General features: G+C 67.0%; 18 protein-coding genes and 1 pseudogene. 12 read left to right on the top strand and 7 right to left on the bottom strand.

The window, feature by feature from the left end; genetic code table 11:
* Positions 1-31 precede the first annotated feature (31 nt).
* Positions 32-964 (top strand): LysR family transcriptional regulator, encoded by a 933-nt coding sequence (locus KHO41_RS27945; RefSeq protein WP_211956493.1) that lies wholly within the window; start codon positions 32-34, stop codon positions 962-964.
* Positions 965-1,005: 41 nt separating this feature from the next.
* Here the strand turns inward: KHO41_RS27945 and KHO41_RS27940 are convergent, their stop codons facing one another.
* Together KHO41_RS27940 and KHO41_RS27935 are read right to left on the bottom strand one after the other, a co-directional pair.
* Positions 1,006-1,335 (bottom strand): hypothetical protein, encoded by a 330-nt coding sequence (locus KHO41_RS27940; protein WP_244874063.1) that lies wholly within the window; start codon positions 1,333-1,335, stop codon positions 1,006-1,008.
* A gap of 142 nt (positions 1,336-1,477) precedes the next feature.
* Positions 1,478-2,041, bottom strand: a complete 564-nt coding sequence (locus tag KHO41_RS27935) for a YggT family protein (protein ID WP_211956491.1) — start codon at positions 2,039-2,041, stop codon at positions 1,478-1,480.
* A 189-nt stretch (positions 2,042-2,230) separates the two neighbouring features.
* Here KHO41_RS27935 and KHO41_RS27930 point away from each other — a divergent pair, with 189 nt between their 5' ends.
* Together KHO41_RS27930 and KHO41_RS27925 are read left to right on the top strand one after the other, a co-directional pair.
* The gene (locus tag KHO41_RS27930) at positions 2,231-2,686 is read left to right on the top strand and encodes a MarR family winged helix-turn-helix transcriptional regulator (RefSeq protein ID WP_211956490.1); all 456 of its coding nucleotides are present in this window, start codon (positions 2,231-2,233) and stop codon (positions 2,684-2,686) included.
* 133 nt (positions 2,687-2,819) lie between these two features.
* Complete coding sequence (locus tag KHO41_RS27925) at positions 2,820-3,473, top strand: glycine zipper 2TM domain-containing protein (protein WP_211956489.1); 654 nt, start codon at positions 2,820-2,822, stop codon at positions 3,471-3,473.
* 86 nt (positions 3,474-3,559) lie between these two features.
* Here the strand turns inward: KHO41_RS27925 and KHO41_RS27920 are convergent, their stop codons facing one another.
* The 3 genes and pseudogenes from KHO41_RS27920 to KHO41_RS41970 form a co-directional block, all read right to left on the bottom strand.
* Positions 3,560-5,119, bottom strand: coding sequence for an acyl-CoA synthetase (locus KHO41_RS27920; protein WP_211956488.1), 1,560 nt, complete (start codon positions 5,117-5,119; stop codon positions 3,560-3,562).
* A gap of 113 nt (positions 5,120-5,232) precedes the next feature.
* Positions 5,233-5,946 (bottom strand): dienelactone hydrolase family protein, encoded by a 714-nt coding sequence (locus KHO41_RS27915; RefSeq protein ID WP_211956487.1) that lies wholly within the window; start codon positions 5,944-5,946, stop codon positions 5,233-5,235.
* A 176-nt stretch (positions 5,947-6,122) separates the two neighbouring features.
* A pseudogene (locus KHO41_RS41970) lies at positions 6,123-6,548 on the bottom strand (phospholipase D family nuclease); the annotation flags it as partial.
* 351 nt (positions 6,549-6,899) lie between these two features.
* Between KHO41_RS41970 and KHO41_RS27905 the strand changes: the two are divergent.
* The gene (locus KHO41_RS27905) at positions 6,900-7,106 is read left to right on the top strand and encodes a dodecin (protein WP_211956485.1); all 207 of its coding nucleotides are present in this window, start codon (positions 6,900-6,902) and stop codon (positions 7,104-7,106) included.
* 32 nt (positions 7,107-7,138) lie between these two features.
* On the opposite strand, the gene KHO41_RS27900 is transcribed toward KHO41_RS27905, so the two are convergent.
* Positions 7,139-7,483, bottom strand: coding sequence for a YgiW/YdeI family stress tolerance OB fold protein (locus KHO41_RS27900; protein WP_211956484.1), 345 nt, complete (start codon positions 7,481-7,483; stop codon positions 7,139-7,141).
* Positions 7,484-7,620: 137 nt separating this feature from the next.
* Between KHO41_RS27900 and KHO41_RS27895 the strand changes: the two genes are divergently transcribed.
* The 4 genes from KHO41_RS27895 (at position 7,621) to KHO41_RS27880 (ending at position 13,574) form a co-directional block, all read left to right on the top strand.
* A complete protein-coding gene (locus KHO41_RS27895) occupies positions 7,621-7,980 on the top strand; it encodes a hypothetical protein (RefSeq protein WP_211956483.1) in 360 nt (119 codons plus the stop codon).
* A gap of 93 nt (positions 7,981-8,073) precedes the next feature.
* Positions 8,074-9,264: an FIST signal transduction protein gene (locus KHO41_RS27890; protein ID WP_211956482.1), complete on the top strand. Its 1,191-nt coding sequence runs from the start codon at positions 8,074-8,076 to the stop codon at positions 9,262-9,264.
* A 105-nt stretch (positions 9,265-9,369) separates the two neighbouring features.
* Complete coding sequence (locus KHO41_RS27885) at positions 9,370-10,515, top strand: exonuclease SbcCD subunit D (RefSeq protein WP_211956481.1); 1,146 nt, start codon at positions 9,370-9,372, stop codon at positions 10,513-10,515.
* Positions 10,512-13,574: an AAA family ATPase gene (locus tag KHO41_RS27880; RefSeq protein WP_211956480.1), complete on the top strand. Its 3,063-nt coding sequence runs from the start codon at positions 10,512-10,514 to the stop codon at positions 13,572-13,574. The genes KHO41_RS27885 and KHO41_RS27880 overlap by 4 nt, the downstream gene beginning before the upstream one ends.
* A 40-nt stretch (positions 13,575-13,614) precedes the next feature.
* Here the strand turns inward: KHO41_RS27880 and KHO41_RS27875 are convergent, their stop codons facing one another.
* Positions 13,615-13,854: a hypothetical protein gene (locus KHO41_RS27875; RefSeq protein ID WP_211956509.1), complete on the bottom strand. Its 240-nt coding sequence runs from the start codon at positions 13,852-13,854 to the stop codon at positions 13,615-13,617.
* Positions 13,855-14,380: 526 nt separating this feature from the next.
* Between KHO41_RS27875 and KHO41_RS27870 the strand changes: the two genes are divergently transcribed.
* From KHO41_RS27870 to KHO41_RS27855, 4 genes are all read left to right on the top strand, one after another.
* Positions 14,381-15,040: a 3-oxoacid CoA-transferase subunit A gene (locus KHO41_RS27870; RefSeq protein ID WP_211956479.1), complete on the top strand. Its 660-nt coding sequence runs from the start codon at positions 14,381-14,383 to the stop codon at positions 15,038-15,040.
* 16 nt (positions 15,041-15,056) lie between these two features.
* The gene (locus tag KHO41_RS27865; protein ID WP_211956478.1) at positions 15,057-15,695 is read left to right on the top strand and encodes a 3-oxoacid CoA-transferase subunit B; all 639 of its coding nucleotides are present in this window, start codon (positions 15,057-15,059) and stop codon (positions 15,693-15,695) included.
* Positions 15,696-15,723: 28 nt separating this feature from the next.
* Positions 15,724-16,926, top strand: a complete 1,203-nt coding sequence (gene pcaF / locus KHO41_RS27860) for a 3-oxoadipyl-CoA thiolase (RefSeq protein ID WP_211956477.1) — start codon at positions 15,724-15,726, stop codon at positions 16,924-16,926.
* A gap of 165 nt (positions 16,927-17,091) precedes the next feature.
* Positions 17,092-17,823: an SDR family NAD(P)-dependent oxidoreductase gene (locus KHO41_RS27855; protein ID WP_211956476.1), complete on the top strand. Its 732-nt coding sequence runs from the start codon at positions 17,092-17,094 to the stop codon at positions 17,821-17,823.
* The last annotated feature ends 163 nt before the right edge of the window (positions 17,824-17,986 follow it).

The following is a 17,986-nucleotide window of genomic DNA, read 5'->3' as shown; positions in this document are numbered from 1 at the left end:
GAACTACAGCTTGTCAGGGAAACATTGTCCGGTGAACGAAACAATCCAGTGGAATGATTGGGAGGCGTTCTGCTGCGTGGTCGAGCAGGGCACATTTACGGCAGCGGCGGAGCAGCTCGACTGCCCGAAATCGCGCGTGTCGGCTGCCGTGGCGCGGCTGGAGACCGCAATCGGCGCCAAGCTGCTGGAGCGCACCACGCGCCGCATGCGGCTCACCGATGCCGGCAGCGCCGTCTACCGCGATGTCGCGCCATTGTTCGCGCGCCTGCGCGAAATCCGCCAGGAAACGCTCGCGCGCGAGGAAGGCGTACAGGGCGTGCTGCGCATTGCCACGCCCTACGAGTTCGGCGCGCAGCAGCTTGGCGGCATCATTTGCCGCACGCTGGCCGCGCATCCGGCCCTCGATGTGTCGGTGGAAATCACGCAAGGCCTGGTCGATCCGATTCGCGACGGGTTTGACGTCGCCTTCGTGATCGTCGACGCCGACCTGCCCGACTCGGGCACCGTGGCGCGCCGCATTTATCACGTGGAACGCGGTCTCTTCGCCGCGCCGGCGCTGGCCGCCAGCCTGCCGCCGCTGGTGCGCCCCGAAGACCTCGTCAATATGCCGACGCTCACCACGCCGGGCGACACGGTATGGGAATTCCAGCGCGACGGAGAAAGCATCACGGTGCCGATCCGGCCGCGCATGCAGACCTACAACGCGGAACTGCGATTGCAGGGCGCGCTGGCGGGACTGGGCATTGCCAAGTTATCGGTGAACTATTGCGAGGCGGAAATTGCGCAGGGCAGGCTGGTGCGCGTGTTGCCCGACTATCCCTTGCCGCCGCTGCGCGCGTTCGCGTTGCTGCCGGACCGACGGCTGCAGCCGCGCAAGGTGCGCGCGTTCATGGAGGCAATCGAGTCGATGCTGGAGCCCGAACTGGAACAGGACTCCGAGGAAGGAGCGAGCCCGGCTTTCTGACCGGGCTGCGATGCGGGGGCGTTCAGGGCTGCGGCAGGGGATCAGGCGCCGTCGGTGAAGGCGTCGCGGGATTCCTGCACGGTGCGGGCGCCATCGGTGTACGGGTCGCGCTTGCCGAGGTTGGCGCCGTCGGTGAACGGATCCACCTTGCCGAGCTTGGCGCCGTCGGTGTACGGGTCCACCTTGCCCAGCTTGGCACCGTCGAGGTACGGGTCGACATTGCCGACGCGGGCGATGCTGCCATCGAGGCGGGCCAGGTCCGAAACGGGCGAGGCAGCGTGTGCGCCGGAAGCGGCAGCCAGCGTCAGGCCGAGTGCGCAGAGCACGGAAGTGGCAAGGTTGCGGCGTTGTGCAAGGGTCTTCATGATCATGTCCTTCTTGTCAGGGTTTGTGGCGTCAACCACGATGCCTGTAATGTAGGACTTCGAAGACCCCGGAAAAAGCGTCAATCTCCGACACACTGTCCAACAAGCTGGACAATGTCGATGCGCTCTCCGTTTCGCTCCGCTTTGCTCAATAGTGCATGCCGAACACGCCCACGCTCAGGCGGGCGATGATCATCAGCAGGATCTGGGCAATCACGAACAGCACGAGCGGCGAGATATCGAAGCCGCCCAGGCGCGGCACCACGCGCTGGATCGGGCGCAGCAGCGGCGCCGTCAGGTAGTTGATGGCCGGCGTGACGGGCGAGTGCGGATTCACCCATGACAGGATCGCCATCAGCAGCGTCACCCACATCACGAGACTGATGCCCCACTTGAGCACATAGAGCACGCCGCCCAGCAGCACCATGGGCAGGAAGTCGAGGAGGGCGGCTCCGGTGAGCGCTGTCACCAGCAGCAGGAACGCCACCGCGGTCAGCCAGGCGCCGACCACCGTGGCCCAGTCGATGCCGCCGAAGCCCGGAATGACCCGGCGCAGCGGCCGTACGAGCCAGTCAGTGACCTGGAATACACCCTGGGACACCGGATTGCGCGTGGGCAGGCGCGTGACCTGCATCCACACGCGCAGCAGCAGGGCCATGCCGAAAAGGGTAAAGACGGTATCGAGCAGGAATAGGGCGATTTCCGTAAACATCGGTCAGGGTTCCGTGGCGGTGGGAAAGGTGTCTGCAACCGCACAGATTCTGCCATAGCCGGATGCCATGACGGCGCGGCTTCGCATACCGCGATGCGCGAGGTCTGCCCCTATAATTGCGACGGTCCGAATCCGGCCGCCCGCCAAGCCTTGCGCGATACGCGGTTTTACCGTCTGTCTTCCCTGCCTATGCCAAGCAAGTCCGCCTCCGCGAAACAGTCGCCGCTCAGCAAGCCGGACTTCGAGGCACTTTCGGATTTCCGCTACCAGTTGCGCCGCTTCCTGCGTTTTTCCGAAGACGCCGCGCGCAACGAGGGCGTGACCGTGCAGCAGTATTTGCTGATGCTCCATATCCGCGGCTGCCCGGGCAAGGAGTGGGCATCGATCGGCGAACTGGCCGAGCGGCTGCAGGCCCAGCAGCACGGCGTGGTGGCGCTGGTGAACCGCTGCGAGGCCGCTGGCCTGGTCAAGCGCAAGCTCAACCCTGATGACCGCCGCGTGGTCCAGGTGCACCTGCTTGCAAAGGGCGAGCGCTGCCTGAACCGGCTGGCCATGCTGCACCGGACCGAACTGGAGTCGCTGCGCGGCACCTTCCGCGTGGCGCGCATCACGGCGTTCAACGACGACGAAGCCGAACGCGGCTGAGGCCGCCACGCCACGGTTGGGGCCGGCCGTTACAGGCAGTTACCAATCACAATTTGTGGTGACACCCGCCGCGCTCCGCCGGCTCTAGACTCGCGCGCATTCCCAACTCGCGAAATCCGCAGGAGCCGTTTCCATGTCCATCCCCTTTCGTTCCGTTGTGCTTGCGGTGCTCGGTGCCGGCGCGCTCGCCGGTTGCGTGACTGCGCCTTATGGCGGATACGCGGGCGGTTATTCGGGTGGGTACTCGGGCGGCTATGGTTCCGGTGCGGTAACGCAGACGGGGTATCCGCAGTCGTCTTATCCGCAGGCTTCCTATCCCCAGCAGGGATATCCGCAAGCAAGCTACCCGCAACAAGGCTATCCGCAGCAAAGCTATCCCCAGCAGGGCGGCTACCAGCAGGGGTATCCCGCCGACAGCGGATACGGCAATACCGGTGCCGATCAGTATGGCGTCCGCTATGGCTGGGTCGAGGCCATCGAAGTCGTGTCGGGGCAAGCGGCTTCGACCAGTGGTGCCGGTGCCGTGGTCGGCGGCATCGTTGGCGGCCTGCTCGGCCACCAGGTCGGTGGCGGACGCGGCAACACCGTGGCGACCATCGGTGGCGCGGTGGCTGGCGCGCTGGCCGGCAACGAAGTGGAGAAGCGCGGCAGCGCGGTGCCGCCCGCCTATCGCGTGCGCGTTCGGACCAATGACAATGCTTATCTGACCGTGACGCAGGCCAATCCGTACCAGCTTCGGAATGGTGACCGGGTGCGGGTGGAGAACGGCGTAGCCGTGCCTTATTGAGGCCGAGCCCGGCGCCTCGTCAATGCGACGGGCGCCGCGTCTGGCGCGCTGCCCCGCCAGACACGCCTTGCCCGAGGACTGTCCCGCTATCGCCCGGTTCTGCCTGGCTCTTCGCTGAACAGTGCCGCATAGTCTTCGCGCAGCTTCCGCTTGAGCAGCTTGCCTGCCGTATTGCGCGGCAGGTCGGTCACGAACACCACGCGCTTGGGCACCTTGAACGGTGCCAGCGCATCGCGTGCATGTGCGACCAGCATTTCCTCGCTGGCCGCCGCATCGCGTTTGAGCACCACGCACGCGGTCACGGCTTCCACCCACTTCGGGTGCGACAGCGCGAACACTGCCACCTCGGCGACAGCGGGATGGGTGTACAAGCACTCCTCGACTTCACGGCTCGACACCAGCACGCCGCCCGAGTTGATCACGTCCTTGATGCGGTCCACCACATACAGGTAGCCCGCGTCGTCCATGTAGCCGAGGTCGCCGGAATGGAACCAGCCACCGGCGAATGCCTCGGCGGTCTGTTCTGGTTTGTCCCAGTATTCGGTCAGCAACTGGGGCGAGCGGTGCACGATCTCGCCGAGCGTACCGGGCGCGACGTCGTTCATCTTCTCGTCGACGATGCGAGTTTCCACATTGAGCACGGGCCGGCCCGCAGAGGCCGGGCGCTCGGCGTGCTCGTCAGGACCGAGTACCGTGGCGAGCGGGCCGATTTCGCTCTGGCCGTAGCAGTTGTAGAAGCGCAGCGCGGGCAGCTTCGCCTGCAATTCGAGCAGCACCGGCACCGGCATGATCGAGGCACCGTAGTACGCCTTGGTCAGTGTGCCGAGCCGAGCGGGATCGAAGTCGGCATGCCGCAGCAGCGCGATCCACACCGTGGGCGGCGCAAAGAAGCTGGTGATCCCTTCGTCGTGGATGGTGCGCAGGCAGAAGCCGGCCTCGGGACTGTCGGCGATCAGCGTGGTGCCGCCGCTCAGCAGCAGCGGCATCAGGAACACGTGCATCTGCGCCGAGTGGTAGAGCGGCAGCGCTGCGAGCGAATAGTCCGATGCGCGCACGTCGCACGCCGCGATGGTGCTCATATACTCGGCCAGCAGCGCGCGATGCGTGAGCACGGCACCCTTCGGCGCGGACGTGGTGCCGGACGTGTACAGGATCTGCGCCGGCGTGTCGTCGGCCAGGTCCGCGAGCACCGGTGCCGCTGCCCCTTGCGCGGCTGCCGTCAGGATGTCGTGGTCACCGCCGCCATGCAGCGTGCCACTCACGCGGCAGGGTAGCCCTTGCACGCGTTCGGCCAGCGCTGGATCGGCAAAGATCGCGCTGGCACAGGACTGCGTGACGATGTACTCGGCTTCGCTACGCGTCATCGAGAAGTTCACCGGCACGTGGATCAGGCCGGACCGCAGGCACGCGAGCCACAGCAGCACGTAGGCATCGGAGTTCTTGCCGAAGGCCGCGACGCGGTCGCCGGGCCGCAGGCCCCACTGCGCGAGCGCGCCCGCCACGCGTGCGGCGGCTTCGTCCAGTTGCCGGAAGGTCCAGCTACGGGTGCCGAAGCGGATGGCAGTCTTGTCGGGATCGCGCCGGACGGCGCGGCCGACAGCGTCGGGAATGGTATTGCGCAGGGCGCGCTGCTGCTCTGACTGCATGGTGGTCTCCGTTATCGTGGTTTGGATCCAGCAAGTCTTGAAGCTCGACAGCGCAGCATACGGTTGCAGCCTGCCCGTGGCAAGGCGGGCCCCTCCGGCGAGGGGCGCGATGCTTACAGCGTCTGCGCGAGGAAGGTCAGCGCGCGGCCATGGGCCAGCGTGGCGCTGTGCTGGTGGTAGCTCGCGCGGGCCCAGCAGTTGAAACCGTGGTCGGCGCCGTCATAGACAAACACCTCGGTGCCGCGCTTGCCGGCGACTGCGGCACGCACGTTGGCGACCGCATCGGGCGTGATATGCGCGTCGAGCGCGCCGTAGTGGAACTGCACCGGCACGTTCAGCGCGCTCGCTTCCTGCAGGTTGTTCTGGATGCCGCCGCCGTAGTACGGCACCGCGGCATTGACGAGCCCGCGCGCGGCGCTCAGGTAGGCGAGCAGGCCGCCAAAGCAATAGCCCACCGCGGCAACCTTGCTGCCTGCACCGGTGTGCGTGCGCAACGCGCGCACGGTCGCGGCGATGTCGCGCACGGCGGCTTCCACGTCGACCGACTTGCGCAGCGCCATGGCACGCTCCATGTCGGCGCCTGCATAGCCGAGTTCGACACGCGGGGCATCGCGCCAGAACACGTCGGGCGCGAGCACGGTGTAGCCATCGGCTGCGTACTGGTCGGCCACCGCGCGGATATGTTCGTTGACGCCGAAGATTTCCTGCAGCAGCACGATGGCGGGGCCGTCGGGCTGCACGCCTGCGGGCGGCAGGCTCAGGTAGGCGTCAAAGCTGCCGGCGTCGCTGTCGACACGGATCCATTTGCTGTTGGGAATGGCTGGCATGGCGGGTTCCTGGTTACGGATGAAGGATGGGCAAACCGCAAGTTTGCCACCGCTGGCCAGATCACGCCGGGCACGGCTCAGTACGCCGACGATTGCTGGAAGCGCGCGTTCCAGTTCTCGGTATAGGCCTTGACCACCGCCGAGTCGCCGCGGATCAGCATGCCGTTCTCGGCGTTGCGCTCTTCGGCGGACTTGGTGAAGTTGAACGATCCGGTGAACACCGCCTGGTCGTCGAACACCATGACCTTGTTGTGGGCGATCGCGGGCTTGGTGTCGATCACGACCGGGATGCCCGCGTGCTTGAGGAAGGTGGCGCTGGTGTAGCGTTCGCTCACCTGGCTCTTGTCGACAATCACGCGCACATCGACGCCGCGCTTGTGCGCCTGCACCACGGCTTCGGCGATGGGCTTGCTGGTGAACGAGTAGGCCTGGATCAGCAGCCGCCGGCGCGTGCCGCGGATGGCGTTGACGAGCAGGTCCTGGCAGCTCAGCCCGTCCGGGACGAAGCACAAGGTATAGCCGCTACCCGACGCAAACGGCTTCGCGTTGACCGGCCGTGCCGACGCATCCGGCCGCGCATTCTGGCCCGGGATGTCGGGCATATGCTTGGCGATAGCGTTGTTGAAGGTGCTGCTGATGGTATCGGTGATGCTGTCGAGCGCCGAAGCGGAGCGGGCCTGGGCCAGGCCGGTTGCGCATGCGGCGAGCAGCAGGGCGGACAGGGCCGCGCGCTTGGATCGGTGAGTCACGGTGCGATTCGGTTCAGGGACAGTGGCCCCGCATCGCCACGCCGCGCGGCAATGCGGGCCCGCAGCGTAGCAGCACGCTTCACACCGGACAAGCCGCGCGTGTGTAACAGTCCTTTTCACCGCATGCGTCTACTGGGTTTTCGCCGTGGTGCTGCCTATGATGGATGGAACCGCGCCGGGTGCCAGCCGGCCAAGGAGACGGACATGAGCGACCACACCTACAAGCTCGTCGAGATCGTCGGTTCATCGCCAGACGGCAGCGACCATGCCATTCGCAATGCGATCGCCAAGGCCGGCGAAACCATCAAGAACATTGACTGGTTTGAAGTGGTGGAAACGCGTGGCCATATCGAGAACGGCAAGGTCGGGCATTTCCAGGTGACGCTGAAGGTCGGCTTCCGCGTGACCTGATCCCCGACTGCCGGTCGGCACAACGCGCCTGCTCAGGGCAGGCGGATCTCCTTCACGTCGAAGTGCGATGCGCCGATCAGTTCCTTGTCGTACTCGCCGATCAGCTCGACCGTGGTGTTCGCGTCGACGGGTTTCTGCGCGGGCCAGCGCGACGCCTTGATCTTCACCTGCATCTGCCCGGTGCCGTCGGAGAACAGGTAGCGCTCGTGCCCGGTGTTGCTCATGATCTTGCCGCGCAGCACGGCCTGCTGGTCGTCCTTGCCGTCCTGCTGCAGCGACTTGACGGTGGCGGCCGGAATGGCCGATGGGCCGGTGTACTGGGCGTAGGTCGTGGCGGCTGCCATGGCAAGGGCCGTGGCCATCAGGATGCGTTTCATGGTGCTTGTCCTTGTATCGTTTGGGATCTTGGGGGCGACGCAAGCCATGATGCGCGCGCATGGCTGAACTGATGCTGAACAGGCGGCCTTGTCCACACGCGCCCGCCAACCGTAATGCCTTGCGATGCTGACCGCCTATGACATCCCGCACCAGGTCCCACGAGGCGTGGGCCCGCTTCTACATCCTCAATGAACGCAATGAGCCGGTCGAGGTGGCCGGCCATGGCGAATGGTCGCGCTGGGTGGAGGAGAACGACCCCGTGTTCCGCCGTACCGTGCTGGAGGCTGCCGGCAGCACGGTGACTACGCGCTTCCGCGGGGTGTCGGAAGCCGCGCCGGTGGACACGCCGTTATTCATCACGCGCGTGGCCGGCGTGGCGGATCCCGGCGAGAACTGCAGCTACGGGGCCAGCTCGCTGCAAGCGGCGCTCGCGCAGCACGAACGGATCGTGCAGAAGCTGCTGAGCGGTGAACTGGTGCGCAAGGACACGGGATGATCCGGCCCGTGCCGTCGGCAAGAACGCCGTCCGCGCGCCGGTGTCCAACCTGTGTTGCCGGCCGCCCGACGAAGGCGCAATGGAGGTTCCACCATGCATGACGCTGCCTTCGTACATGCCCACGCGGCCAATGCCCGCTGGCAGGACGCGCTGGCCGACTGCCGCCAGCAACTGGAGGCCCAGCTTGCGGTGCAACATGCCCGGCTGGGCAGCGCGGTCGCGCTGACGCTCGGCTGGTGCTACCTGAGCGACTACTACGCAACGGCGGCCGAGCGCATTCTCGATGCATTGCAGCAGGAATGGCCCGGCGTGGCCTGGGTCGGTACGGCGGCGATGGGCGTATCGGCCAGCGGGGTCGAGTACATCGACGAGCCCGCCATGGCGTTGATGATGGCGCCGTTGGCGCGGGACGCGTTCCGGCTGTTCTCCGGACGCCAGCCATTACCGCCCGCCACTTCAGGCTTCACGCCGCATACCGCGCTCGTGCATGCGGAGGGTTCGACGCCAGACCTGCAGGACCTGCTGCGCGAACTGAGCGAACGCACGGCGACTGGCTACCTGTTCGGCGGATTGTCATCGGCACGCAACCAGACGCTGCAAATTGCCGACGGCATCTTCACGGGCGGCCTGTCGGGCGTACTGTTCGGTCCCGACGTTGGCATGATCTCTCGCGTGACGCAGGGCTGCCAGCCGATCGGGCCCGCGCGAACAGTGACGCGTGCGGAACGCAACGTGGTGTTCACGCTGGACCATGAACCCGCACTCGACTGCGTGCTCAAGGATCTCGGGCTCGAGCGCGACGCGCCGACCAAGGCCATGGCCGAGGCGCTGTCGGGGACGCTGGCCGGCCTCAGCGCCGGTACCGACGATGCGCCGAGGCTGCCGGGCATGTTCGGCGCCGAGACCATGGTGCGGCATCTGATCGGTCTGGACGTGCAGCATCGCGTACTCGCGCTGGCGGATGTCCCTGAACCCGGCATGCGGCTGGCGTTCTGCACGCGCAATCCGGCCGCGGCGCGCACGGACCTGACGCGCATCGCTACGGAGATCCGGGCCGAGATCGAGGGCGGCACTGTGGGCAAGGCGCTCGGCGCGCTCTATATCAGCTGTTCGGGACGGGGCGGCCCGCATTTCGGTGCGCCCAGTGCCGAACTGCAGATCGTGCGCCGTGCGCTGGGCGACCTGCCGATGGCGGGCTTCTTTGCCAATGGCGAGATCGCACGCGACCATCTGTACGGCTACACCGGCGTGCTCACGGTGTTCACCGGGCCTGTGGTTTCCTGAGGGACAGGCGGCACCTGTGCGCCGCGCGCACAGTTATGATGCCGGCTGTACCGCGTGCCGCCGTGCCGGACACGCCACCCTCACACCGCAGACCAGGTATCCACATTGCGTTTCCTGCACACCGCCGACTGGCATCTCGGGCGGCTTTTCCATGCCCGCAGCCTGATTGAAGACCAGGCCTACATCCTCGATCAGTTTGTCGAACTGGTACGCACCGAGCGGCCCGACGCCGTGCTGATCGCCGGCGACGTCTATGACCGTGCCGTGCCGCCGCCGGAAGCGGTGGCGCTGCTCGATGACGTGCTGGCACGGATCATCCTGGACGTGGGCGTGCCCGTCGTGCTGATCGCCGGCAACCACGACAGCGCACAGCGGCTGGAATTCGGCGCCCGGCTGATGCAGTCGCAGGGCTTGCACGTCGCCGGGTGCACCTCCGCCACGCCAGCCTGCGTGTCGTTGCATGACGCGCATGGCGAAGTGCGACTCTATGCGCTGCCGTATGCGGAGCCGGCCGTCGTGCGCGACGCGCTCGGTGCCGAACTGCCCACCCATGAGGCGGCGTTGTGCGCGCAACTCGACGCGATCCGTGCGAGTCATCCGGCCGGTGTGCGCTCCGTGGTGGTGGGCCATGCGTTCGTGGTCGGCGGCGCGGTCAGCGAATCCGAGCGGCCGTTGTCGGTGGGCGGCAGCGGCGCTGTTGCCGCGCAGGCGTTCCAAGGTTTCGACCTTGTCGCGCTGGGCCACCTGCACCGGCCCCAGACGCTGGACGGGCGCGTGCATTACGCGGGCTCGCTGCTCAAGTATTCGCTGTCGGAATGCGGCCACGACAAATCCGTGTCGATGATCGAGCTTGGCGCCGACGGCAGCGTGCAAATCACGCCCATGCCACTGCGGCCGCTACGCGACCTGCGCATCGTGGAAGGCGCACTCGCTGAATTGATCGCCGCTGCCGCCGATGACGCGCGACGTGACGACTATGTCTATGCACGCCTGACGGACACTGGCGCGCTGCTGGACCCGATGGCGAAGCTGCGGCAGGCTTATCCCAACGCGCTCGCGGTCGAGCGCACCGTGCTGGCACGCGGCGGTGTAGCCGGCGATGCTGCGCGGCGCCTGCGCGAACAAAGCACGGGCGAGCTCTTCGCAAGCTTTTTCCGCGAAGTGGCCGATGCGGAACTCGATGACGGCCAGCGCGGCGCGCTGGAGCAGGTGCTGGCCGGCATGGCCGCAGCCCAGCGGGAGTCCGCATGAGACCCTTGCACCTGACGATGCAGGCCTTCGGGCCGTTTTCCGGCACCGAGGCGATCGATTTCACGCGGCTCGGCGAGCAGGCCTTCTTCCTGATTCACGGGCCCACCGGTGCCGGCAAGACCACGCTGCTCGATGCGGTTTGCTTCGCGCTGTATGGCGATACCTCGGGCGGCGAGCGCAGCGCGCAGGCCATGCGCAGCGCCAACGCCGCGCCGGGATTGCGCACGGAAGTCGCGCTCGAATTCAGCCTTGGCGAGAAGCGCTACCGCGTCGTGCGTTCGCCCGCGCAGGAGCGGCCGAAGCAGCGCGGCGAGGGCATGGTCAACGAGACCCCGAAGGCCCAGCTCGACGCATGGGAAGGTGACAGCTGGGTCAGCAGGGCCGGCCAGCCGGCCAAGGTCACCGAGGCCGTCCGCGATCTGCTGGGCTTTGACAGCGCGCAGTTCCGCCAGGTCATCGTGCTGCCGCAAGGTCGCTTCCGCGAACTGCTGACGGCCAGCTCGCAGGCGCGGCAATCGATCCTGGAGCGCCTGTTCCGCACCGAGCTGTACCGGCGCGTGGAAGAACTGCTCAAGGGCGAGGCGGCCGGCATCAAGCGCGAAGCCGAGCGCATCGGCGACCAGCGCCAGGCGCTGCTCGGGCAATTCGAGATGGAATCGACAGAAACGCTGGCTGCAGGCATCGCCCAACTCCAGCAGGAACTGGGCGACCTGCAACAGCAGGAACAGGCTGCGCGTGCCACGCTGTCTGCTGCGCAGACGGCGCTGCAAGGCGGCGAGCAGGTCGCGGCGCGGCTGCGCGAACGTGCCGACGCGCAAGCTGCTCACGATGCCTTGCTGGCCCGCAAGGCGACGGTCGACGAACAGCGCATGCGTTTGCAGGCGGCGCGGCGGGCCGCGCAGGCGTGGCCTGCCATTCAGCAGCTCGATACTGCCCAACGCGACCAGCAAGCCGCACAGGCCGCCGTGGAGCAGGCGGCGGGCGCGCTGCGACAGCGGCAGGTAGAGGCAGGCCAGGCGGGCGAGCGTCTGCACGCCGAGTTTGGTCGTGGCGACGTGCGCGAGGCGGCGCAGCGCCGAGTGATGGAGTTCGAGGCGCTGCTGCCGCGCGCACGTCAGCTTGGCAGCCTGCGCCAGTCGCTCGAGGCGGCGCAGACGCAGCAGGGCGATACCGTCGCCGCGCGGGATCGTGCCGCGCAGGCGCTGGCACAGCGGCAAGCGGAGCTGGCCACGTCCGAAGACGAGCAGCGGCGTGCCCAGATGCTCGCTGCACAGGCGCAGGCGCTGAGCCTGCAACTGCAGGCGGCGCAGGGGCGTGCCAGGCAGATTGCCCGATACCGGCAGACGGCACAGGCGGTGGCGAAGGCTGGCGAGGCGCTTGCGCGCAGCGACGCTGCGGCGACGCGCGCCGCAACCGGCCGTGAGACCGCCCGCGCGGCGCTGGCCACCACCGAATCAGCATGGCGCACCGGACAGGCCGCGCGCCTGGCTGCCGCGCTGGCAGCGGGGGACACATGTCCGGTATGCGGTGGCACCGATCATCCGTCGCTGGCGCAACACAGCGGCGAACTGGTATCGGATGATGCGCTCGAACACGCACGGATTGCGTCGCACGGGGCCGACGATCTCGCGTTGCGCGCGGCCAATGCCCGGCACGCCGCGCAGGCGGACGTCGAGCGCCTGTCCGCGCAACTCGCGGAACTCGACGCCGATCTCGGCGATGGTGTGCGGGGCACCGTGGAATCGACGTCGCAGGACCTGACGGCACAGACCGCGCAGCTTGAGCGCGACCTGGCGGCGGCACAGGCCTCGGCTGCCCGGCTGGAGCGCATGCCGGCGGTCATCGAGGAACGGCGTTCGGCGCTGGCTACGGCTGACGACTTCCACCGCAAGGCCTGCACAGCGGTGGAATCCGCGGCGCAGGCGCTTGCCCAGTTGCAGGGCGAATGGCGCGCGGCCTGTGCGCAGTTGCCGGAAGGTTCACGCGATCCCGAAGCGATCGAAGCCGGGCTTCAGCAGGCGCGCAAGCAGATGGCCGCGCTTGTCGCCACTTTCGAAGCGGCGCAGGCAGCCGACAAGCATGCCGCCGCAGCGCTGGCGCGCGCCGAAGCGGCCAGCCAGTCGGCATTGGCGACGCAAGTCCGGACAGGCGAACGTCTGCAAGAGGCCCGCAGCACGGCGGATGCCATGCTGGCGGCGGCGGGGTTTGCCGACATGGCGGCCTTCGGCGCGGCTCGGCTCGATGCTGCGGCAATGGACGCGCTGGATGATGCCGTGCGCAAGTACGACGAAGCACTCGCGGTGGCCGCGCACGGCCTTTCTCGTGCGATTGCCGCTGCCGAAGGCCTGTCCGCACCGGATATCGACGGCTTGCGTACTGCAGCGTCGAGCGCTGCGGCCGCTGTGGAAGACCTGGTCCGGCGGCAGGCCGATCGGGGACGCATGCGTGACAACCTGCTGCAATGCCAGCGGCAACTCGATGCACTGGCCGCTGCCAACAGCGAGATAGAAGCGCGCTACGCCGTGCTCGGACGCCTGGCGGAGGTCGCCAATGGCAACAACCCGCGCCGCATGACGTTCCAGCGTTTCGTGCTGGCCACCTTGCTCGACGAGGTACTGGAAGCCGCCTCCGTGCGCTTGCTGGCAATGAGCCGCGGCCGCTACACCCTGCAGCGCGTGCGCGAGCAGACCGATCAGCGTTCTGCCGGCGGCCTCGATCTGGAGGTTTTCGACTATGACACCGGCGCGGCACGGCCGGCCAACACGCTTTCGGGAGGCGAAGGCTTCCTTGCTTCCCTGTCGCTGGCGCTTGGACTGGCCGATGTGGTGCAGTCGCGCTCGGGCGGCATCCAGCTCGACACGCTGTTCGTCGACGAAGGCTTCGGGACGCTCGATCCGGAAAGCCTGGACTTCGCCATTCGCACGCTGCTGGACTTGCAGCAGGCCGGACGGCTGGTGGGGATCATCTCCCACGTGGCCGAACTGCGCGAACGCATTGATGTGCGGCTGGAAGTCAGGCCGGGCACTGCGGGCAGTCGCGCGGTGATGCAACTGCCCTGAGGGCGACGGTTGGCAGGCTGGCGACGGGGCTGGCGACGGTTCAGGCCGTGAAAGCCTGTTGGCAGCGGATCGCCATGATCTGCGCCTCGAATGCGCAGGCCGCCAGGCGAGGCAGGCGCATGCGCAGGCGCGGAGAGGGCATTTGCGGGGTCGGCTCCGCTGGCGGGACGTCAAGCTTCCAGTGTTGCCGCGTGGTGCGCAGGATCCGTTCGAGCGCCTCGTCATGACTACGATTGAAGGTGCTGGAAGGACTGGGGTGGCGGGGGCTGGCGAATGCCATGATGACCGACTCCTCTGGCTGTTCTGGTCCTGCGATTTAGGCCGGACTCGTTGTCGTGCAGACTTGCCGTGGCTGGCCGGGTGGTCCGATGGCGTTGGCGCTTGTCGTGCGGCATGTCTTGATGGAAGCATAGGCAGGGGCGGTCGGCGGCCATATCGTAGCCGGGCCGATTGTGGCGTCGGCCCTGTCCTACAGACCATGGGTGAGGCGTCGGCGCATCCTGCGGTGTGCCGCATGCGACATATGCCGGCGGGGCCCGTCGACTACGGCCGATTACCGGACAAGCTCTTTACCGTCGCCTTGACCCGCGTTTGCCGCGAGGTATATTCTGTTCAGAGTGCGAATTCAAGTTCGTAATTAGAACAAAACTGACGCACTTCTGTTGGAACACGTCCTGGCTAGTGCGCCATCAACGGTGCTTGCGCCAGACGCCCGTCCGGCAGGCATGCACGGAGACAGTTTTTGCGCGCCGCACCTTGCGGCCGGTCCCGGCACCTGCCAGACCCCTACCCGGACTGGAACGCAAGTGATCAACAAGCTATTCGACTCGGTGGAAGCGGCGGTGGCCGGCATCCACGATGGCGCCACGATCCTGATCGGCGGCTTTGGCATGGCAGGCATGCCGGCTGAACTGATCGATGCCCTGATCGCCCAGGGCGCGCGCGATCTCACCATCGTCAACAACAACGCCGGCAACGGCGACACCGGCCTGGCCGCGCTGCTCAAGACCAAGCGCGTGCGCAAGATCATCTGCTCGTTCCCGCGCCAGACGGATTCGTACGTGTTCGATGCGCTGTACCACGCCGGCGAAATCGAACTGGAACTGGTGCCGCAGGGCAACCTGGCCGAGCGCATCCGTGCCGCCGGTGCCGGCATCGGCGGTTTCTTCACGCGCACGGCCTACGGCACGCCGCTGGCCGAAGGCAAGGAAACGCGCATCATCGACGGCCAGGGCTATGTCTTCGAAAAGCCCATCCATGCCGACTTCGCGCTGATCAAGGCCGACACGGCCGATCGCTGGGGCAACCTGACTTACCGCAAGACCGCTCGTAACTTCGGCCCGATCATGGCCATGGCTGCCAAGTGCCCCATCGTGCAGGTGAGCCACGTGGTGGAACTGGGCGAGCTGGATCCGGAGCACATCGTGACCCCGGGCCTGTTCGTCAAGCGCGTGGTGAAAGTCTGAGCGAAGGAGAGCGAACATGCAAAAACTGACCCGCGACCAGATGGCCGCCCGCGTGGCCAAGGACATCCCCGAAGGTGCCGTAGTGAACCTCGGCATCGGACTGCCCACGCTGGTGGGCAACCACCTGCCGGCAGACAAGGAAATCCTGCTGCACAGCGAGAACGGCCTGCTCGGCATGGGCCCCGCGCCCGCGGCCGGCGAGGAAGACGGCGACCTGATCAACGCCGGCAAGCAGCCGGTGACGATCAAGGCTGGCGGTTCGTATTTCCACCACGCCGACTCGTTCGCCATGATGCGTGGCGGCCACCTCGACTTCTGCGTGCTGGGTGCATTCCAGGTTTCCGAGAAGGGCGACCTGGCCAACTGGCACACCGGCGCACCGGGCGCCATCCCCGCCGTGGGCGGTGCGATGGACCTGGCCATCGGTGCCAAGCAGGTGTTCGTGATGATGGAACACCTCACCAAGCAGGGCGAAAGCAAGATCGTGCCGCAGTGCACCTATCCGCTGACCGGCATCGGTTGCGTGACGCGCATCTACACTGATCTGGCCACCATCGACGTGACCACCGACGGGCTGGTTGCGCGCGACCTGGTGGAAGGGCTGAGCTTTGACGAGCTGCAGCGCCTGACCGGCGTTACCCTGATCCAGGGCTGACCACTGATATCAAGACCGAGAGAGAGACATGACCGAAGCCTTTATCTGCGACGCCATCCGTACCCCCATCGGCCGTTACGGCGGCAGCCTGTCCGCCGTGCGTGCGGACGACCTGGGCGCGGTGCCCCTGAAGGCGCTGATGGCGCGCAACCCGAACGTCGACTGGAAGGCCGTGGACGACGTGATCTACGGTAACGCCAACCAGGCCGGCGAAGACAACCGCAACGTGGCACGCATGTCGTCGCTGCTGGCCGGTCTGCCGCAGGACGTGCCGGGCGCCACCCTCAACCGCCTGTGCGGTTCGGGCATGGACGCGACCGGCACCGCAGCGCGTGCCATCAAGGCCGGCGAAGCCACGCTGATGATCGCCGGCGGCGTGGAAAGCATGAGCCGCGCCCCGTTCGTGATGGGCAAGGCCACCAGCGCGTTTTCGCGCGATGCGCAGATCTTCGACACCACCATCGGCTGGCGCTTCATCAACCCGGCGATGCGCGCCGCGTACGGTGTGGACTCGATGCCCGAGACCGCCGAAAACGTCGCGACCGACTACAAGATCAGCCGCGAAGACCAGGATCTGATGGCGCTGCGCAGCCAGGAAAAGGCATCGCGCGCGCAGGCCGACGGCACGCTGGCCCAGGAAATCACCGCCGTGACGATCGCCCAGAAGAAGGGCGACCCGATCATCGTCGAGCGTGACGAGCACCCGCGTGCGACCAGCATGGAAGCGCTGGGCAAGCTGCGCGGCGTGGTCCGTCCTGACGGCACCGTGACCGCCGGCAATGCCTCGGGCGTGAACGATGGCGCCTGCGCGATTCTGCTTGCCAGCGAAGCCGGCATCAAGCAACACGGCCTGACCCCGCGTGCGCGCATCGTCGGCATGGCGACGGCCGGCGTGGCACCGCGCGTGATGGGCATCGGCCCGGCACCGGCCACGCAGAAGCTGATGAAGCAGCTGGGCATGACGCTGGATCAGATCGACGTGATCGAACTGAACGAAGCGTTCGCCGCGCAAGGCCTGGCCGTGCTGCGTGAACTGGGCATCGCCGACGACGACAAGCGCGTCAACCCGAACGGCGGCGCGATCGCGCTGGGCCACCCGCTCGGCATGAGCGGCGCGCGCCTGGTGACCACCGCGATGTACCAGCTGCATCGCACCGGCGGCCGTTTCGCGCTGTGCACGATGTGCATCGGCGTGGGCCAGGGCATCGCCATGGTGATCGAACGCGTCTGACGGGTTTGCTCCCCTCTCCCGCGTGCGGGAGAGGGGCTGGGGGAGAGGGCAGGCGTGTGGCAAGCACGATAGCCTGCATTTTGTGGTGGCTCCTGTCCTCTCCTCAACCCTCTCCCGCAAGCGGGAGAGGGCGCAGGACTGCGGTAATTCTTTAGCGAGTCAAAGATGTCCCTCCCCAACGCCACGATCGTCACCGGCGCCAGTTCCGGTATCGGGCGCGCCATCAGCGAAATGCTGCTGGCAGACGGCACCACCCGGGTGGTCAATATCGACTACACCGAGCCGGGCTGGTCGCACCCCAACATGACCTTTTTCCAGGCTGACCTGACCAATGCCGAGGCGACGCGCGCCGTGGCGGAGCAGGTCACCTCGCAGTTCGCGGTCACGCGGCTGGTGAATAACGCGGGCGCCACGCGTCCCGGCACCGCCGACACAGCTACGGTGGCCGACCTCGACTATGTCGTCGGCCTGCACCTGCAGGCGGCCATGCTGCTCACGCAGGCCTGCCTGCCGGCCATGCGTGCCGCCGGGTTTGGCCGCGTGGTCAACATGGCGTCGCGCGCGGCACTGGGCAAGCCCGAGCGCGTGGTGTACTCGGCGACCAAGGCCGGGCTGATCGGCATGACGCGCACGCTGGCCATGGAGCTCGGCGGCGACGGCATCACCGTGAACGCGGTGGCGCCGGGCCCGATCGCCACGGAGCTGTTCCGCAAGAGCAATCCCGAAGGCAGCGAACAGACCCGCCGTATCCTTGCGAGCATCGCCGTGAAGCGCATGGGCACGCCGGAAGACGTGGCACGTGCCGCGCTGTTCTTCCTGTCGCCCGACAACGGGTTTGTCACGGGTCAGGTGCTCTACGTGTGCGGCGGCACCACGCTTGGCGTGGCACCGGTCTGACGCGCGCGCCTTCTCAAGCATTCAATAGAAGAGACGTTATTAAAACGTCATATCAGGATGTGATCCTTTTCCTTTGGGCCACATCCGGCGAGGACAGCGCCACCGCGCTGTCTTCTTTCAGGGCAGCAATCACGCTATCTGGCAATAGCCCGCGACCGGCACA

Source organism: Cupriavidus numazuensis, assembly GCF_905397435.1.
Taxonomy (GTDB): domain Bacteria; phylum Pseudomonadota; class Gammaproteobacteria; order Burkholderiales; family Burkholderiaceae; genus Cupriavidus; species Cupriavidus numazuensis.
Note: the sequence above shows the minus strand (reverse complement) of the source record. Positions and strands in the feature narration are given on the sequence as shown.

Excerpts from the sequence above, each read along its gene's own strand:
- KHO41_RS27890 (WP_211956482.1), top strand. The coding sequence starts at position 8,074 with ATGCATGACGCTGCCTTCGTACATGCCCACGCGGCCAATGCCCGCTGG.
- KHO41_RS27880 (WP_211956480.1), top strand. The coding sequence starts at position 10,512 with ATGAGACCCTTGCACCTGACGATGCAGGCCTTCGGGCCGTTTTCCGGC.
- KHO41_RS27930 (WP_211956490.1), top strand. The coding sequence starts at position 2,231 with ATGCCAAGCAAGTCCGCCTCCGCGAAACAGTCGCCGCTCAGCAAGCCG.
- KHO41_RS27940 (WP_244874063.1), bottom strand. The coding sequence starts at position 1,335 with ATGATCATGAAGACCCTTGCACAACGCCGCAACCTTGCCACTTCCGTG.
- KHO41_RS27895 (WP_211956483.1), top strand. The coding sequence starts at position 7,621 with ATGACATCCCGCACCAGGTCCCACGAGGCGTGGGCCCGCTTCTACATC.
- pcaF (WP_211956477.1), top strand. The coding sequence starts at position 15,724 with ATGACCGAAGCCTTTATCTGCGACGCCATCCGTACCCCCATCGGCCGT.
- KHO41_RS27920 (WP_211956488.1), bottom strand. The coding sequence starts at position 5,119 with ATGCAGTCAGAGCAGCAGCGCGCCCTGCGCAATACCATTCCCGACGCT.
- KHO41_RS27865 (WP_211956478.1), top strand. The coding sequence starts at position 15,057 with ATGCAAAAACTGACCCGCGACCAGATGGCCGCCCGCGTGGCCAAGGAC.
- KHO41_RS27915 (WP_211956487.1), bottom strand. The coding sequence starts at position 5,946 with ATGCCAGCCATTCCCAACAGCAAATGGATCCGTGTCGACAGCGACGCC.
- KHO41_RS27875 (WP_211956509.1), bottom strand. The coding sequence starts at position 13,854 with ATGGCATTCGCCAGCCCCCGCCACCCCAGTCCTTCCAGCACCTTCAAT.
- KHO41_RS27855 (WP_211956476.1), top strand. The coding sequence starts at position 17,092 with ATGTCCCTCCCCAACGCCACGATCGTCACCGGCGCCAGTTCCGGTATC.
- KHO41_RS27905 (WP_211956485.1), top strand. The coding sequence starts at position 6,900 with ATGAGCGACCACACCTACAAGCTCGTCGAGATCGTCGGTTCATCGCCA.
- KHO41_RS27935 (WP_211956491.1), bottom strand. The coding sequence starts at position 2,041 with ATGTTTACGGAAATCGCCCTATTCCTGCTCGATACCGTCTTTACCCTT.
- KHO41_RS27900 (WP_211956484.1), bottom strand. The coding sequence starts at position 7,483 with ATGAAACGCATCCTGATGGCCACGGCCCTTGCCATGGCAGCCGCCACG.
- KHO41_RS27925 (WP_211956489.1), top strand. The coding sequence starts at position 2,820 with ATGTCCATCCCCTTTCGTTCCGTTGTGCTTGCGGTGCTCGGTGCCGGC.